The organism is Pedobacter sp. KACC 23697, from assembly GCF_045348445.1.
In the GTDB taxonomy this organism is placed as follows: Bacteria; Bacteroidota; Bacteroidia; order Sphingobacteriales; family Sphingobacteriaceae; genus Pedobacter.
The window spans coordinates 1,473,365-1,490,584 of sequence record NZ_CP157485.1 but is presented as its reverse complement, the minus strand read 5'-3'; the positions used below and the strand labels follow the sequence as shown (position 1 = coordinate 1,490,584).

The following is a 17,220-nucleotide window of genomic DNA, read 5'->3' as shown; positions in this document are numbered from 1 at the left end:
TTGCTTTCTTAAACATCTCTTCCTGAAAAAAAACTATTTGACGCATTTAAAAATCGTCAGATTGGTTAAAATTGATCATTAAACATCTAACCGAATAATTATGAAAAAAACATTATGGTGTGCGCTCGCATCAGCGCTATTGTTTGCGGGCTGTTCTAAAAACGAGATCAACAGTTCAGATCTAAAATTAACTCAACAGGCATTGTCCGTCATGAAATCTGACTCCCTGGGTGGGGCCACAGCTGCTTTGGCCGTTCAGGGCACAGCAACAATTGATGCGGGTACTGTTCAACAAACGATCAAGGGTTTTGGCGGAGCAAATATCGTGGCCTGGACCGGCGACCTGACAAGCACCCAAAGAAATACCGCGTTCTCGCCTACAAGCGGCATCGGACTTAGCATTGTCCGGGTTCGGGTTCCTAATTCCAGTTCAGAATTTGCTGCTGAAAAAGCGACTATAGATGCCTGCAAGTCGTTCGGTGGATCGGCAATTGCCTCCGCCTGGTCTGCACCTGCATCGATGAAGACGAATGGGAGTATTGTAGGTGGCAAAATAAAAACGACATCTTACGGAGATTATGCTGCACATTTAAGTGCATTTAATACCGCAGTCGGCGGGCTTGCTGCGATTAGTCCAACAAATGAACCAGATTATAAAGTTAATTATGAATCTATGGAACTCACCGCTCCTGAAGTAGCAGACTTTGTTGCTGCCCAGGGCAGCAATTGTGGTGCCCCAATTATGGCACCCGAACCTTTCCAGATGAACCAAACCTACATCAACACTTACCTCAGCAACGCCACAGCAAAATCTAAAACCAGCTTCGTTTGCGGACATATCTATGGTAAGACCCCGTACAACTTAGGTAGCATTGGTAAACCCGTATGGATGACAGAGCATTATACAAATTCAAATATCAGTGGAGACGACTGGTCAAATGCCATGACTGCTGCCAAAGAAATACATGACTGTATGAATTCCGGATGGAGTGCCTATGTATGGTGGTACATCAGAAGAAGTTACGGCCCAATGAGTGAAAGCGGCAATATTCAAAAAGTTGGTTACGTAATGGCTCAATATGCCAGATATGTACGCCCGGGTTTTAATAAAATAGCTTGTTCAGAAAATCCTTCAACAGGTGTATATGCTACAGCCTATAAAAGCGGAACAAAATTAGTTGTTGTGATCATCAACCAAAATGCAGCAACCACTTATCAAAGCTTTAATTTGAGTGGCATCAGCGTTTCTGGTTTCAACCGATATTTTACAACCAGCTCAGCCAACCTTAGTACAAACAGTTTTGCAGTAACCGGCAGTAACTTCGGAATTAATTTAGCTCCTTCCAGCGTAACGACATTAGTTTCTTACTAACGCTTTCATCAAAAAAGAGCCTGATCAGTTATGATACAGGCTCTTGCATTTCTATTTATCCCAAAAAATGCGGGTATCCATGTTATCTGGCCCGCCATTGTCTGCAACGGCTGCCTGGTAATTGGTTAAATTTGCAGAAAGCTCAAGCGTTGGATAAACAAACCGGCGAACAAAACCTCCGGTTATACTTTGTCCTGGGATCGTATTGGGCGATAAAGCCGGGAAACCACTTCTCCTGAAGTTAGCAAATGCTTCGGCACCATTGCCCCATGAAGCTACCCAATATTGTGTGTTGATAAGGTTGAGTGCATTTGCCGAATTATAAGCATTAACGGGATTGTTAATAAATGCATTTTGCGTAGCTAAAGGAATAATTGCCGCCGCGTTGTAGGTTGTCCATTGGTCCATTGCACCACGTATGCCATTCGCATAATACACATCGGCTGTACTGCCACCGGTTATCCAGCCTCTAAAAGCAGCCTCTGCCAAAAGGAATTGCGTTTGCGCGTAGGTAATAAAAAATTGCGGAGCGGTTAAACTACCAAAAATACTATAATTCACCTGCGAATAATTAAAGCCTGAACCGTTAGCACCTCTAAATCCGGGTGCAGTTGGCAAAGTAGCACTGCTATATCCTATCGGAAGTCCGAACTGATTGGCCGATGTGGTATCTGGCACGGTTGTAGGTGCAGCCAATGGATTTGCATATTTACCGGCTATAAACTTCAACCTGGGATCGCCGCTGTTTTTGAGTTGATCTACAAATGGAGCCGCCAAATAATAGGTATTTGCTATAGCTGTAATGCTCTGGCTCACCGGATTCACATAAGTGGTATTGTATTTCAGATAACAGTTGTCGGCATTTGAGGTCATTACACCACCAGCTACCGCAGCCTGCACAATCGTTTGCGCTTTTCCCGGATCTATTTTACTATACCGCATGCCCAATCGAAGTAACAAAGAGTAACCCAGTTTTTTCCATTGCGCGATGTTTCCACCGTAAAATACATCAGCTTTTACGATATCCTTTGATGGATCGAGCGCTGCCGTGGCCTCCGTAACTTCTTTAATGAGGTCGGTGTAAATCACTGCCTGATTATCATATTTAGGGGTAAGCACATTTGATAAATAGGCTTGTCCGGCTTCACTGTACGGTACGTTTCCGTAAGTGTCTACCAGCATCATAAACTGGTATGCTTTCCAGATTCTGGCTTCGTTATATAAATTTGTTCTTGCAGCATTGCCTTTAAGCTGGCTTAGGATCTGTACCAGTAATTGAACCGGGCCTGAAGAACTTGTTGCGCCGGTATTGGTACCGGTATATTCTGCATTCCACTTTTGCACCGTGTAAGTTTGGTTTACCTGGTTAAAATTAAATGCTGAGGTAACGCCCGAAAACGGATTTACAAATTGCTGCACAATGGTGGGCTCAGTTTCCAGCGTGGCGCCGTGGGTTCCGAATTGTGCACTCGTAAATAAAAATGATGCGTCGAGCTCCGTTGGATTATTTGGATTAATATTCAGTTTATCGAAGCCTTTGTTACAACTGTAAATTACTGGAAAGCAGATGATAATGGCTATAATTCTAATTAAATTTTTCATATTTTATATAGGATTAGAATTTTATATTTAAGTTAAATCCGTAGGTACGTGTTGTGGGTAACGATGCCTGCTCATACCCGGTTAGGTTATCGCCGCTTGACGCTATTGCTTCCGGATCAATGTTAGGTGTATATTTCTTGATGATCAGTACATTGTGGCATACCGCAGAAAGCACCATGCTTTTCACATATTTTTTATTGATAAATCTGGATAAGTCATACCCTAAAGAAAGGTTTCTTAACTTCACAAAGCTTGAGCTGTAAATAAATGGGTCTAAAATATTCGTTGAACGATAACTGGCGTAAAAATCTTCTGCATTTACGGCAGTGGTATTGGGTAATCCATCGGTAGCATTTACACCGGGAAAAATTACGCCACCCTGCCGGCCAGGTAAAGACTCTTTTGATAAACCTTCTCTTAATAAATTTAAACTGGTACTGGAGAGCACTTTACCTCCTGCCTTATAATCTACATGGGCAACAAAAGTAAAACCTTTGTAATTCAATGTATTTAACCAGCCTCCTGTTGCTGTAGGCAGGCCGCTGCCAAAATTAACCGGTGTAGCACTTGCTACCGGCTTGCCTCCTGATAATACGATATTTCCCGCAGCATCCCGTTTATAGGTTGCCCCTCTGATCTGGTTAAGCGGTAATCCTACTACGTCTACAATAGAGCCAAAAAACTCAGGACTGCCCACTACCAGTTGAGATTGGTTGTTCGCTAAGGATAATACTTTTGAAGAGTTGAAAGCAGAGTTAAAAGCCGTTTTCCAGGTAAATTTGTTGTTTTGGACCGGTATTAATTCGAGGTTAAATTCTAATCCTTTGTTCTCTAAACCACCTAAGTTAACCAGTGTGGTGCTGTATCCGGTTGCTGCAGACAGGCTGATTGGCACGGCCTGATTGGTTGTTTTTTTATTGTAGGCAGCTACATCCAGGTTTACCCTGTTGTTGAACATGCGTAACTCGATGCCTATTTCTTTTTCATTTACGCCAAAGGGCTTAATTTGAGTATTTGGGGAGGCTGTACCGTTTATACTGCCTAGCGGAAGCCCGTTAAATGAATTTTGAGCAAGCGCAAATGTTAAGGCATTATAAGGACCAACACCCTGGGCACTTCCTGTTTCTGCGACAGCAAGCCTCAACTTTCCAAAATTTAACCATTTTGCTTTTGGAAGTAATTCCGAAAAAACGAAACTTCCACTAATGGAAGGATAGAAATAATGATCTATATCTCTAGCTAGTACCGAATACCAGTCTGAACGGCCGGTAATATTTAAGAAGAATAAGTCTTTATAAGAAAATTCTGCAGTACCATACAATGAATTAACGGTTTGTTTGGTCAAATTGTAAGTCGAATTTGCTGTAACTCCGTTACCAATGGTATATAACCCCCTGATGTAAAAGTTAGTCACCGACTCGCTAAATGTAGACGTAGTTAAAGGAAAGTTATTGCCACCTACGGTTGCATTAAATGAAAAGTCTTTCCATTTATGCCCGCCACCCAGCAAAAAGTCAAAATTATTCTGGCGTGTACTTGCGGTGTTTATTCCGTAGCTACCGTTATACAGTCCTGCCGGCGCGGCAGATACGGCCAGCGTACCAGTTGGCGTGTTCGATTCATAGGTGCTTTGCAAAAGATCCATATTGGCCCTGCCCTGCAAATACAACCAATCGAAAAACTGATAGCGCACCACAGCTGTACCCAACAAATGATCTTTGGTTTGTCGTTGAAACTGGTTGGCCAAGATCCAGTATGGGTTGGTAATGGTAGCAAATCTCGAAGTAGGTGTTTCATTTCCGTTGGCATCTATTGCGCCTGCTTTAAGTACGTCAAAAGAGATGGAATTAGCCAACCTGTAAATTGATGTTGGAATGGAGTTGCCCTGTACGCCTACCAATGGTGGATTATTATTAAACTGGTGATCATAGTTCACGTAAAACTGTGCAGATAATTTTTCAGTAAGTTTATAGTTAATGCCCACGTTAAAAATCTTTTTGTGGAAATCGTTATTTGGCACAATACCCTGCGCATCCTGATTAGCAAGCGACACGCGGAAACTTCCTTTATCATTACCACCAGAAATGGCCACGGTATTACTCCATGATGGTGCAAGCCTAAAAAACGTTTTTATGCGATCTTTAACTGGCGCATACGGACGCTGAACGCCGTCGAATTGATAGGTTGGTACATTATCAAATGGTACTCCAAAACTCCAGGCACCAGAACTTTGCGCCGTACCTTGTGATGACGGACGAATATTGTTCTCACCTTGTCCGTATTCATATTGAAAATCTGTAAAATCCAGTGCCTGGTTGATGGTAAAATTAGAATTGAAATCAATCCCAATTCCAGTATTTTTAGATCCCGATTTTGTGGTGATAATAATCGCGCCGTTAACCGCACGCGAACCATACAAAGCCGCAGCAGTAGATCCTTTCAGCACAGTCATCGATTCGATGTCATCCTGATTGATTCCTTGTAAATTATCGCCCTGGTCTACATTTTGTGTATAACCATTGCTACTGCTCGCGCCCTGCGACATGGGCAAACCATTGATGACAATGAGCGGCGAATTATCTGCGGTGAAAGAAGATTGTCCACGCAAACGGATCTTGGTACTTCCACCTGGTCCTGCAGCGGGTGGAGATACGTCCAATCCGGCCACCTGGCCCTCAAGTGCATTGGCCAGGTTGGTGGTACGGTTGGTTTGTAATGCCTGTACATCGGCTTTTTGAGCTGCATAACCCAAGCTTTTCGCTTCCCGCTTTATACCGAGCGCGGTTACGATCACCTCGTTCAAAGCATTTGTAACTGCTTCCATAGCTACATTAACTACAGTTTTTGCATTTACGGTTATTTCTACGGGTTTATAACCAACAGATGTGAACACCAATACCGCGTTGTTATTGGCCACATTTATGGTATAACCACCTGATGTATTGGTTATAACAGCGTTCCGCGTTCCCTTTTCAGCTACGCTTACGCCAGGCAAAGCCACACCCTTTTCATCGGTAACTTTACCTGTAATCCCGATAAAAGCAACTGTTAATTTTTTGCTTGTTACAGATTTATTCAAAACTGCATTGCTTAGCCCACCAGCTGATGCCATTATGGACTCGAAAAGCAGGAATAACGTTAACACGGTATACGTCAATACCAGTGGAAGTAATTTTTTTTTCATCATTATAGTTTGGTTAGAATTGGTTTTTTAATAAGCTACTTATAGTTCCTTTGAAGACGATCTGAAATCCGTTTAGAACATAAGCAGTGTGAGCAGCAAGGTGCCGCGGTTGGGACCTTAAGTAAATCTATCTCATATCAACATGTTGGTTAGTTCATTAATCGCTGTTTCTAATCCTATCAGGCTAACCTGTCTAGGCAAACACCTGCTCTGCAGAAAACAGGTGTAAGCGTAGGAGCATTATTTTCTTTACTATTTGGTTTCGAAACAGTTATGTTACTTAAGCAAATAAAGACAACTTTAACGAAAAGCAATTTCAGTATTACCGCAAAAAATTGTAACATATTAACATAGATGGATCTTTCCGAATTTTCTTCCGATTTAATAAAGTATCAAAAACATACTTGTATATCAATCACTTATAAAAATTCTTCAGCATAAAACCAATCTATCGTACAAATAATAAAACCTGGCGTTGTTAACATACCTAAGCAACAATTGCTCATGATATGCATTTATATTGTACATAATTTTTAATTTCATGTTATCGTTAACCAATTATAAACATGAAGGCTACTTTAAAAAAGGCTACTCCGAACCCGGAGCATTCTTTTAATATCCGTAAAGATATCGGACATGCGATATTAAGCGCCTGGCATTATCATCCCGAATGCGAACTATTGGTGGTTAAAAGAACCTACGGCACCTGCCTGATCGGCGACTATGTGGGTCCTTTTAAAAATGGTGACGTATTTTTATTTGGATCAAACCTGCCACATACTTTCCGGTGCGAACAGGAATATCTGGAAAACGATATCGAAAAAGTTGGCGAAACCATCGTGATTCTTTTTCAAAACACCGTATGGGGCGATACATTTTTAAGTCTTCCCGAAATCAGTCCGATTGTTAAATTGCTCCATACCAGCAAACTGGGTTTACGTTTAAAAGGCGCAACTAAACGAAAGGTTGGGAAAATAGCAGAAGAAATGCTGAACGAATCGCCTTCACGTAAATTAATCAGTTTATTGTCTGCCTTAGAAATCGTAGCGGCCACGAAAGAATACGAAATTATATCAAAAAATGGCTTTAACCTGGAAGTGAACAGCATCGACCAGAGTCGCATCAACACTATTTTTGAATATACTTTTAATCATTATCACCAAAAAGTAGCAATTGAGGACGTGGCTGCCCTGATTAACATGGGAAAACACTCGTTTTGCAGGTACTTTAAATCTAAGACCAAAAAAACCTATATCCAGTTTTTAATGGAAGTAAGGATTGGAAATGCCTGCAGATTGCTGGTAGAAGAGGAATTTAACATGACGGAGGTGGGCTACGCCTGCGGCTACAACAATATTTCTCATTTTTATCATCAGTTTAAAGCACTTACGAAAAAAAATCCGATGGATTACAGGTCCAATTATATTAAAACTGAAGAGAAGAAATTTGCTGAGTAGCCTCAGTTCGGTTATTAAACTAGTATTAGTTTTAGCACATATTCCTTGGCGATCGTCATGCTGAATTTATTTCAGCATCTTTCTTGCAAATAACAAACTTTGATCTTAAAAACTATACTTTGAAGATCAATGTTGATTTTTTTTTCGCTCTATGCCGCTGTGGCATGGTAGTTTTTCGCGGTTGTTAGTTGTTTCTAATGGAGCTCAAGAATGCTGCGCATTTTGGAGCGCCAAAGTACCCAAAGCGCTCTGTCAATCCAGCAATGGGCCTTTTACACAATCCTATACACATCAAAAAAACAGCGGCACTTTGTTTAATCAGGTATTGTTTATATTTTCTTTGGTCTGATTGAGCCCTACGGGGTTTGTGTTCAATACTTCTTTAAAACTTTAAATTAGCGTTTATGAACACAAAACTACTGCGTTTTAGGTTTGGCAATGCTATTTGTTCTATTCGGCATCTGTTTTTTGATTTTTCAGGCCCTTGGGATTGACGGCGTTCTTCGGTTAAAACAATGTGTTATTTGAGGAAGCTAGCAAAACGCCTAAAAAATTAAACTCAAAAAGATGTGTCCAAACGATAGGCCTAAGCGGGATCCGATAGTTATCGGATGACGACCACTCTATTGGAGTCTGTCATTGATATTCGTAGCAAAGTGAAAAGCTACAAAGTAATCAATCAGCCCGTACAAACCCGTAATTTTAGTATCGCAGCATTTTATTGTATTATATTGACATGATGGTGTAAATATCCTTTAAAAGCATTTATTTGCCTTTCAATTTTACCGCCTGGATATGTAAAGTAAGTTTAAAGCTCATTTTCTATCCAAAAAATCTAAACCAAATCATTATGAGAATCTATAATACCTCGAGCGGGATTATTATCAATCACCATAACCAATATTTCTTAAGCGAAGAAAAAAACTGGGATACATTCGTTAACAGGAGTAATCTCTTTAAAGTAGTAAGTAACGAGTTGCAAAATCTTAAACCTAACGAAGATTTACAGGCACTCACCCATTCCGCTGTTTTAACACCCATCGGCAGCCAGGAAGTATGGGCATCTGGTGTTACTTATTTCCGGAGCAGGGAAGCCAGAATAGAAGAGTCAAAAGATGCAAAAGGTGGCGATTTTTATGCCAGGGTGTATGATGCAGACCGGCCCGAGCTTTTTTTTAAATCACCCGCTTACCGTACGGTAGGTCCGGGAGAAAACATCCGCATCAGGGCAGATTCTAAATGGAATGTGCCTGAACCGGAACTGACCCTATTTATTTGCTCCTCAGGCACTATAGAAGGTTATACCATAGGTAATGATGTTTCTTCGAGAGACATTGAGGGCGAAAATCCGCTTTACCTGCCGCAGGCAAAATCTTACAATGGAGCAGCCGCTTTAGGTCCCTGCCTTCTGGTGCCAGAAAAACCGATAGATCCGGACACCCGTATTAGTATCGAAATAACCAGAACTGAAGCGGTTATTTTTCAGGAGGAAATATCCATTAATCAGATGAAACGTAAGCATAAGGAATTGGTAGATTACCTGTTTCTGGAATTAGATTTCCCTCATGGAACTTATTTAATGACCGGTACAGGAATCATCCCCGCTGATGATTTCACTTTACAAAGCGGAGATACGGTAAAAATAAGCATTTCGGAGATTGGCTCACTGATCAATGTAGTTGCCTGATCAACACGGGCAAACCAAGGCTAGGCTCCCCACCTCCCCCGGCTCGGATGAAAAGATTGGTTAACCAATGCACTCACCAACTAAAAAAGAAATTAAAAATAGCACAATTAGTATATTCTGGATATGAAACCATATAGAAGTTCAACCTGGTTTGGAAAAAAAGATAAAATGGGCCTCATCTACCGCAGCTGGATGAAAAACCAGGGCATGCCCGAAGACATGTTTGACGGCAGGCCGGTGATCGGGATCTGTAATACCTGGTCGGAATTAACGCCCTGCAATGCCCACTTGCGTGATATTGCTGAAAGTGTTCGCCGCGGGGTTTTGGAGGCCGGAGGCTTTCCGCTCGAATTCCCCATCATGTCGTTAGGCGAAACGCTCTTAAAACCTACTGCTATGTTGTTCCGTAACCTTGCCAGTATGGATGCGGAAGAATCGATCAGGGGCAACCCTATTGATGGTGTGGTACTATTAACGGGCTGCGATAAAACTACCCCTTCTACGCTAATGGGCGCGGCCAGTGTAGATCTGCCTACTATTGTGGTGCCCGGCGGGCCCATGTTAAACGGAAAATACCGTGGCGAGGACATCGGCTCCGGAACCAGTGTATGGAAACTGACGGAAGACTTAAAGAGAGGTGAAATAACTTATGATGAATACGCAGAAGTAGAAAGTTGCATGTCGCGTAGTCCGGGTCACTGTATGACGATGGGAACAGCTTCCACGATGGCCTGCATGGTAGAAGCCTTAGGCATGAGCCTTTCGGGTGGTGCGTCTATACCCGCCGTTGATTCGCGCAGGAAAAGGCTTGCCCAGCTATCCGGGAGGCGAATAGTTGAAATGGTTAAAGAAGACCTGAAAATTTCCAAAATACTCACCCGCGATGCTTTTGAAAATGCCATTAAGGTAAATGCCGGAGTGGGCGGTTCCTCTAACTTTATTATTCACCTTACCGCTATTGCCGGGCGTATGGGGGTACCGCTCAACTTAGAAGATTTTGATGATATCGGCAGTAAAATGCCACTGCTGGTTAACCTGATGCCCTCAGGCAAATTTTTGATGGAGGATTTTTACTATGCCGGCGGTATACCTGCCGTTTTAAAACAAATGCAACCGGTGTTAAAAATGGATACCCTGACCGTAACCGGAAAAACCCATACCGAAAACATTGCTGGCGGCGGAATCAACTACAATAAGGAAGTGATTTATGAATTTGAGCAGCCCATTATTCCCGAAGCCGGAATCACCGTATTGAAAGGTAATCTTGCCATCAACGGAGCCGTAATAAAACCATCTGCAGCAACGCCCGCTTTAATGCAGCATCGTGGTCGCGCTGTTGTGTTTAAAGATATTGAAGATTACCATGCGCGGGTAGATGACCCTGATCTGGATATCGATGAAACGTGTGTAATGGTTTTGCAAACAGTTGGTCCGGTTGGCTATCCGGGTATGCCCGAAGTGGGCAACATGACCTTACCTAAAAAATTACTGGATAAAGGCATTACCGATATGGTCAGGATCTCTGACGGCAGAATGAGTGGTACAGCTTATGGTACGGTTGTGCTGCACGTATCGCCAGAGTCGGCCATTGGGGGCAATTTAGCATTGGTAGAAGACGGAGACATTATAGAGCTGGATGTAGCCAACAAACGCATCCACCTGGAAGTAAGTGATGAAGAACTGGCCATCAGGCGGAGTAATTGGGTACAGCCCCCTCCCCTGGCCACACGTGGCTATGCAAACTTATACATTAAACATGTGCAGCAGGCAGATAAAGGTGCCGATCTGGACTTTTTAATAGGTGGCTCGGGCCCAACCGTAACCAGAGACTCCCATTAATAAAAACATGGATGTACTGATTCTTTCCGGCTGTATCCTGATGCTGGTACTATTAATTGCCTGGGCAAAAGTGAATACTTTCCTGGCATTTTTAATCGTATCGGTAACGGCGGCTTTATTGTTAGGTATGCCCGCCACCCGTATTCCGCAAACGGTTAATAAGGGATTGGGAGACACCTTAGGGTCGCTGTCCATCATCATCGTTTTAGGGGCCATGCTCGGCAAACTCGTGGCCTTTAGCGGTGCTGCGCAAAAAATAGCCACGGTATTAAAAAACACCTTCGGTCATAAATACATTACCTGGGCCATGTCTTTAACCGGTTTTATAGTAGGCATCCCCTTATTTTACAACGTTGGCTTTGTATTGCTCATCCCCATTATTTTTTCGGTAGCCTACAACTATAAGTTACCGCTGGTGTATGTGGGTTTGCCCATGCTGGCCTCGCTATCTGTGATGCATGGTTTTTTGCCACCGCATCCCTCGCCCATGGCTTTAGTCACCCAATTTCATGCAGATCTGGTGAAGACCTTCATTTATGGTTTAATCGTGGCTATACCGGCTATCATTATTGCCGGTCCTGTTTTTGCAAAAGCATTAATTAATATGCGATCTAAACCAACAATTAGCCTAAAGGCCGATGACTTACCCGATTATGAATTGCCGGGGATCACCAATAGCATAATTTCTGCATTGTTACCAGTACTAATTATTTTAGGCACCACCTTAATCAGCAGGCTATGTAGCGACAACACAACTGTGGTAAATTTTGCCAGGTTTATCGGCGACCCAACCATGGCCATGATACTCACCATTTGTATTGCAACCTATACCCTCGGGATGAGGTTAGGTAAAAAGCTGACCGATATTATGGCCATTTATGTTGAGGCAGCAAAAGACATCGCCATGATTCTCTTCATCATCGGGAGCGCAGGCATTTTGAAACAGGTATTTGTAGAAACTGGCGTAAGCAACAGCCTTGCTGTAATTTTGAAAGGATTAACGCTGCCGCCTTTGTTATTGGCCTGGTTAATCACCGCGGTGTTAAGGCTTTGCCTGGGTTCGGCTACCGTTGCCGGCCTCACGGCTGCTGGTATTGTTTACCCACTTATTGGCCCTCATGGTGCCGACCCCAATTTAATGGTGCTCGCCGTTGGCTCAGGCAGCCTGTTCTGCTCTCACGTAAACGACTCCTCTTTTTGGCTGTTTAAAGAGTATTTGGGATTAACCATCAAACAAACATTTTTGTCCTGGTCGCTGATGGAAACATTGGTTTCCGTAATTGGGATTATTGGGATATTGATTTTGGATCAGGTGAAGTAGGACTTGAACTTGCTATGTTTCTAGAGAATAGCTGTAAATGCTACATTAAAATGGCCCTAATAAATCCATGATTTCTCAATCGGCATTTTCAGGAAATGTACTTATATAGCACATCTTAATATTGAATAAGATACATTTACAATATGACATTTTACTTTAAGAATCTTCGCCTCTCAATCTTTCTTATTTATGAGTATTTTTTTATTTGACTAGTTTGAATTTGCATTTTTGATATTTTGCACACTATATTTAGCATTTATATACTATCTTAATTATGCCTCAATTTAAATTTAACATCATCTCCAGGACCGATATTGAAAATAGTCTCGGTGGTGCCCAAATGATCTACGCCATCGATTATGACGGGCCAGAAAACCTCTTGGTTACGGGCTGTGCTGGAAGTGGAAAAACAACTGTTAGTCTCATGCGCGCTGAACGTTTAATTAATCTTGAAAAAAATGTTCACATCATCACCTTTCATGATCTCCTGGTGACCAATCTGAAAAATAGTGCCACTAAAGAACTTGCACCAAATATTTTGAAGTATCATGGTTGGTATTACCGGGAAAGCGAGTATAATGAGGTGGACGGAGTGGAAAGGAAGAAAGTAGAGGATATGACTTACGAAGAAATGGCTGAGGAACTCAAAAATTATGGTTCAATAGACGAATTTATCATTGATGAGGGACAGAATTTTTCTGAAGCATTCCATAAGATACTAATGGAAAAATGTAAGGTAATAGCAATCGGTGCGGACAATGCTCAAAAAGTTCATAATGGATTAACTACGGAACAGATCACAGCAAAAATGAAGTTGAAAGGAGAGGTAAATTTCGTCCAATTACAATATAACTATAGAAACACCTTTGAGATATATAATTTTGCCCGATATTTTCTGCCCTTAAATGAGCGTGTTAACAATGAGCGCGCAATTGATAAAATCCCAAAGGGACGAAGTGCGAAGCCCACATTTTTTATAGTTCCTGATAAAGATAGCGAACTTGCTCAACTTTATACCCTGTTAAAAGATGCAGGCGACCGTAACGTGGCCATAATCGTTTATCATGTGCACGAGGTTACATATTATTATGATGCGATCGCCGCTTTAGGAATAGGTTGCTCTAGACACCATAACAAAGATCATGTTCATGAATTGGAGAACGTATTAGTTACTACATATAAATCCTCGCAGGGATTAGAATTCCAAACGGTTATTATGCCAAATATGGAAACTGTTGGGTCAAAATATTACCAAACTGACCAGCATTATTATATTGGATCGACACGTGCAAAAGAAAATCTATATCTGCTAGCTCAAGGAGAAAATGTGCCTGGATATTTTAATAAATTTGATGTCGGAAGTTATCAACTGACAAAAACTGGAAAATTAACCAAGCCAACTATTGCGGCACCTAAAAAACTAGAAGATGATGATCTACCATTTTAAGTATACTAGACATGGAATATAAAAAACTGGAAACGACACGTTTGAGAGCGCTTTGTAAGGAAAAAAATTTGGATGATAAGGGGAATAAGGAGGTATTGATAAGAAGACTTAAGGGATGGGACTTACAAAAAGAGCCTCAAGATAAACAATTAGCACTTGTCGATGTAGGCGAATCCAAACCGCAATCAAATACCGGATCCAAACGTTGTACGCTCTTTATCCATTTAAAAGCGTCGAACATATCTCACTACTTTAACGCAGGCATAATCTATCCGCTTGTTCTGGAAGAAAGTGAAATTTATATTAAAGAAAACAGGAAAAAGGATATTTTCACCTTATTCCCTAATAATATTTTGCTTAGCCCAGGTCCAGTTAATTCATTCTTAGATGATGACGCATTACTCGATATTCTCTCAGACGAAATCGAACTAATAGAAATTCCAGGTACTCCACTGCTTCGTAGCGAAACCCCAATTCCGCTGTCCAGAATAAAAGGGATTGTGTTTAATTCAGCAGCGGCGAGATCTACGTTTATTTCCTCCGCCAAAACCTTTCCCGACTTTTTTGTAGAGGAAAAAATATGCTTCGTTTCTACCAGACTTGCATCCATAACAATTGATATGGATAATGTTAAAATAGGTGAAAATGCCAAAATTGATCAGTGGCATGATATTATGGACAGATATGATAAACTACTAGGGATGTTTGCGTTCATGAAAAATTCTGGGGTGTTTTTTTCCGATCGCGAAAGTATATTTGAAGAATATACACATAATTACCTCGCGGCACTTAGTGTGGTCAATGCTGCGGTGGTTCCGAAATCTACACGGGATATTGGTCTATATAAATACATCATTTTTCCCGGCGAAATTGAATTAACTACTGTTCAGCGCCTATTGTTTCAACGAATACTTAAAGCCATTTATGAAAATGTGGATTTGGATATCGATTTTGCAATAACCATTTTAAATGCCGCCTTGGCAAGTGAGCTTTCTACCATAGAAGAGCAAAAGGAATTGGGAATAATCATTGAACTCTTTGAAAGGTTACAGGAAAAGCAGATCTCCTATAAAGATGTTGCCTTCCATGGAGCGATCAGCAAAAATTATCCCGTACTGGCATTGCTATTTCTCTCTAGGTTTCCAAATAAAAGTAGACAACACACTGATAAACAAGCAGTAAGAAACAATTTCCTTGATAATAACTCTCCATTGAGCAAAAGTGTTTCTGAATTCTTACTGTCTGTACTGGGGCTTTACTATGGATATAAAACCATGATAAAGGAAGATACAAATATTAATCTGGTTGACCCGTTTTTTGCGTCTGTCAGTCAAAAATACCAGTCTATCAAATTTAGGTTAACTTCCTTTATCGACAGGTTCGTAATGGAAAGTGCTTATTGGTTTGCAATTAATGGACTGAACATCAATAAAAAATTTTCATTCCTTGATTACCAACGGCCAGAATTTAAGGATGCAAGTACAGTTAGGGCGGGTGCTTATGAATATCAGAATTTTTCGTATTCAGTATTAGGTGTGCCTATAACGGTCTTCCGTAGAATAAACAAAATAGATATCCTGTTTGAATTGTTGGATAAAGCTTATTCATATAATGTACCGGCCAGTTCGGTTCTCGTTCACCATATGATATCAAATTTTGGCATGACTAAGATGCAGTTATTCGAACTCATCAAGGAAAATGCTTCTAAGATCGATTTGGATGATATCAATCAATTAATGGAGTTTGATAAGCGACCGAAGACCAGAAAATAATGGATATTAACGTTCTCCTCACTGCTCTTGAAACCAAATCTGCTGCCGAATTCGATGTTTGGCTGATTAAACACGAAAAGGAATTATCAAACTTCCTTTATAGACTTTCAGGTCCTGATCTGCATGGAATGGATTTTGATAGGATTTTTTTCAGCTCGATCGCCAAGTCAGCAGCTTATAATAGTTTTAAAGCAAGTGGTTCTACTGCTGAGCCATTTATCTTTTTCGTGGAAATGGTTTCGGTTGCTGCTGAGCGGCTAGCCCTTATCCAAATAGATTCGATGTTGCTTACACTCTTGGCTCATGTGCCAGAAAACGCAGCTCGTTACCGGTTGGAAGCACTTAGTGAATTTTCGCAGGTAGAAGATGTTTCAAAAGATTATTTCACCAAGCTACCGGTAGTGCTGGCCTTGTTGGCAAAAGCCCAGTTGATCGGAGAAGAGGCAAATTATAGGTCGTTGATCGATATTCTTGTATTTTTTATTGAAAAAGCAAGAAAGGCTTTTAATAAATTAGGCAAAAGTGGATATATCACGTGCTTAAATGAGCGCTGCTCAGATCCAGAATTAATTGCTGCCTATCCAATACTTGAACACCCAGTGATTAGGGCAATGATAACAGGTGAAGAGTTGTTTTCTGTAGAGACGGTTACTGTTTTGCGGGACAGGCTGGAGCCTTCTGAGTCCATTAAGATAATTTTTCATCAACTAAATAGCGAATATTACGCTCATAGAGAGATTAATCATCCAGCAGGAAACTGGTGGGGATATGACAACAGAACTATATTGGGTGAAGTTTTGCGCAGGGGAAGAACAGATTTTAGAAAATCATATGGGGAGATAACTACAGATGATAAGGTTTTACTATATTGTTTTTTCAATATGAAAAAGCATTTTTACACATCATATGCAGTATTCGAACTAATCCTCCCATCCTTAAAGACTTTCTTCAACAACACTGATTACAAACCTATTATGATCGATCTTGGTTGTGGCCCCATGACTTCAGGGCTTGCACTAGCGGATCTTATTAAAACTACTACGGGAAATGCATTGTCGTTTACTTATATTGGAGTGGATATCGCTCCGGCAATGCTAAGACGGGCAAAAACGTTCGAAGTGTCGGATATATTTTCTGAAAGCACCTTTTATTACCACGAGAACTGGAACGATATTGACTTTGGGGTGCTGTATGCAGTCGCTGGAAAAAATAATCCTGTTCTTATCAATGCCTCTTATCTTTTTGCAAGCGATTCACTTTTGCCTGCTGATCTGGCAATATTTGTGGCTGACATTACGAAATTTTGGGATCATGTTTATTTTGTGTTTCAGAATCCGGACAATGATATACGTAACACGAAATATCTTGAGTTTAAATCACTTGTCCAGCATCACAGACTGACGGAGAACACGGAGACGATCAGGTATAAAACAGTGTCATCAGAGTCAAATGAGAAAGTCTATTACGAAATATTGGAGATAATGAGATAATAATTCTATATAATGTCTATTTTCGGCCGTATAATTGCGATAGTGAAAT

The 17,220-nt window shown here is 41.1% G+C and carries 10 protein-coding genes; 8 read left to right on the top strand and 2 right to left on the bottom strand.

Translation table 11 applies throughout. The features are described from left to right. Positions 1-100 precede the first annotated feature (100 nt). Positions 101-1,372 (top strand): hypothetical protein, encoded by a 1,272-nt coding sequence (locus ABEG20_RS05695; protein ID WP_406826421.1) that lies wholly within the window; start codon positions 101-103, stop codon positions 1,370-1,372. Positions 1,373-1,423: 51 nt separating this feature from the next. On the opposite strand, the gene ABEG20_RS05690 is transcribed toward ABEG20_RS05695, so the two are convergent. Beyond that, positions 1,424-2,974 carry a SusD/RagB family nutrient-binding outer membrane lipoprotein gene (locus ABEG20_RS05690; protein WP_406826420.1) on the bottom strand — a complete coding sequence of 517 codons (1,551 nt, stop codon included), beginning with the start codon at positions 2,972-2,974 and terminating at the stop codon, positions 1,424-1,426. A gap of 13 nt (positions 2,975-2,987) precedes the next feature. Beyond that, positions 2,988-6,161 (bottom strand): SusC/RagA family TonB-linked outer membrane protein, encoded by a 3,174-nt coding sequence (locus tag ABEG20_RS05685; RefSeq protein WP_406826419.1) that lies wholly within the window; start codon positions 6,159-6,161, stop codon positions 2,988-2,990. A 563-nt stretch (positions 6,162-6,724) separates the two neighbouring features. Between ABEG20_RS05685 and ABEG20_RS05680 the strand changes: the two genes are divergently transcribed. From ABEG20_RS05680 to ABEG20_RS05650, 7 genes are all read left to right on the top strand, one after another. Then, on the top strand, positions 6,725-7,615 hold the full coding sequence (locus ABEG20_RS05680; protein ID WP_406826418.1) for an AraC family transcriptional regulator: 891 nt from the start codon (positions 6,725-6,727) through the stop codon (positions 7,613-7,615). Positions 7,616-8,465: 850 nt separating this feature from the next. Next, the gene (locus tag ABEG20_RS05675) at positions 8,466-9,302 is read left to right on the top strand and encodes a fumarylacetoacetate hydrolase family protein (RefSeq protein ID WP_406826417.1); all 837 of its coding nucleotides are present in this window, start codon (positions 8,466-8,468) and stop codon (positions 9,300-9,302) included. Positions 9,303-9,425: 123 nt separating this feature from the next. After that, positions 9,426-11,141: an IlvD/Edd family dehydratase gene (locus ABEG20_RS05670; RefSeq protein WP_406826416.1), complete on the top strand. Its 1,716-nt coding sequence runs from the start codon at positions 9,426-9,428 to the stop codon at positions 11,139-11,141. 7 nt (positions 11,142-11,148) lie between these two features. Further along, positions 11,149-12,462 (top strand): gluconate:H+ symporter, encoded by a 1,314-nt coding sequence (locus ABEG20_RS05665; RefSeq protein WP_406826415.1) that lies wholly within the window; start codon positions 11,149-11,151, stop codon positions 12,460-12,462. Positions 12,463-12,736: 274 nt separating this feature from the next. Next, entirely contained in the window at positions 12,737-13,909 is a 1,173-nt protein-coding gene (locus ABEG20_RS05660; protein ID WP_406826414.1) for an ATP-binding domain-containing protein, read from the top strand. Between the two features lie 11 nt (positions 13,910-13,920). Further along, entirely contained in the window at positions 13,921-15,681 is a 1,761-nt protein-coding gene (locus ABEG20_RS05655; RefSeq protein ID WP_406826413.1) for an SAP domain-containing protein, read from the top strand. Further along, positions 15,681-17,171, top strand: coding sequence for a hypothetical protein (locus ABEG20_RS05650; protein ID WP_406826412.1), 1,491 nt, complete (start codon positions 15,681-15,683; stop codon positions 17,169-17,171). The genes ABEG20_RS05655 and ABEG20_RS05650 overlap by 1 nt, the downstream gene beginning before the upstream one ends. The last annotated feature ends 49 nt before the right edge of the window (positions 17,172-17,220 follow it).

What these genes read in the sequence shown, in the direction of transcription:
- ABEG20_RS05695 (WP_406826421.1), top strand. Translation starts at nt 101, where the DNA reads ATGAAAAAAACATTATGGTGTGCGCTCGCATCAGCGCTATTGTTTGCG.
- ABEG20_RS05690 (WP_406826420.1), bottom strand. Translation starts at nt 2,974, where the DNA reads ATGAAAAATTTAATTAGAATTATAGCCATTATCATCTGCTTTCCAGTA.
- ABEG20_RS05685 (WP_406826419.1), bottom strand. Translation starts at nt 6,161, where the DNA reads ATGATGAAAAAAAAATTACTTCCACTGGTATTGACGTATACCGTGTTA.
- ABEG20_RS05680 (WP_406826418.1), top strand. Translation starts at nt 6,725, where the DNA reads ATGAAGGCTACTTTAAAAAAGGCTACTCCGAACCCGGAGCATTCTTTT.
- ABEG20_RS05675 (WP_406826417.1), top strand. Translation starts at nt 8,466, where the DNA reads ATGAGAATCTATAATACCTCGAGCGGGATTATTATCAATCACCATAAC.
- ABEG20_RS05670 (WP_406826416.1), top strand. Translation starts at nt 9,426, where the DNA reads ATGAAACCATATAGAAGTTCAACCTGGTTTGGAAAAAAAGATAAAATG.
- ABEG20_RS05665 (WP_406826415.1), top strand. Translation starts at nt 11,149, where the DNA reads ATGGATGTACTGATTCTTTCCGGCTGTATCCTGATGCTGGTACTATTA.
- ABEG20_RS05660 (WP_406826414.1), top strand. Translation starts at nt 12,737, where the DNA reads ATGCCTCAATTTAAATTTAACATCATCTCCAGGACCGATATTGAAAAT.
- ABEG20_RS05655 (WP_406826413.1), top strand. Translation starts at nt 13,921, where the DNA reads ATGGAATATAAAAAACTGGAAACGACACGTTTGAGAGCGCTTTGTAAG.
- ABEG20_RS05650 (WP_406826412.1), top strand. Translation starts at nt 15,681, where the DNA reads ATGGATATTAACGTTCTCCTCACTGCTCTTGAAACCAAATCTGCTGCC.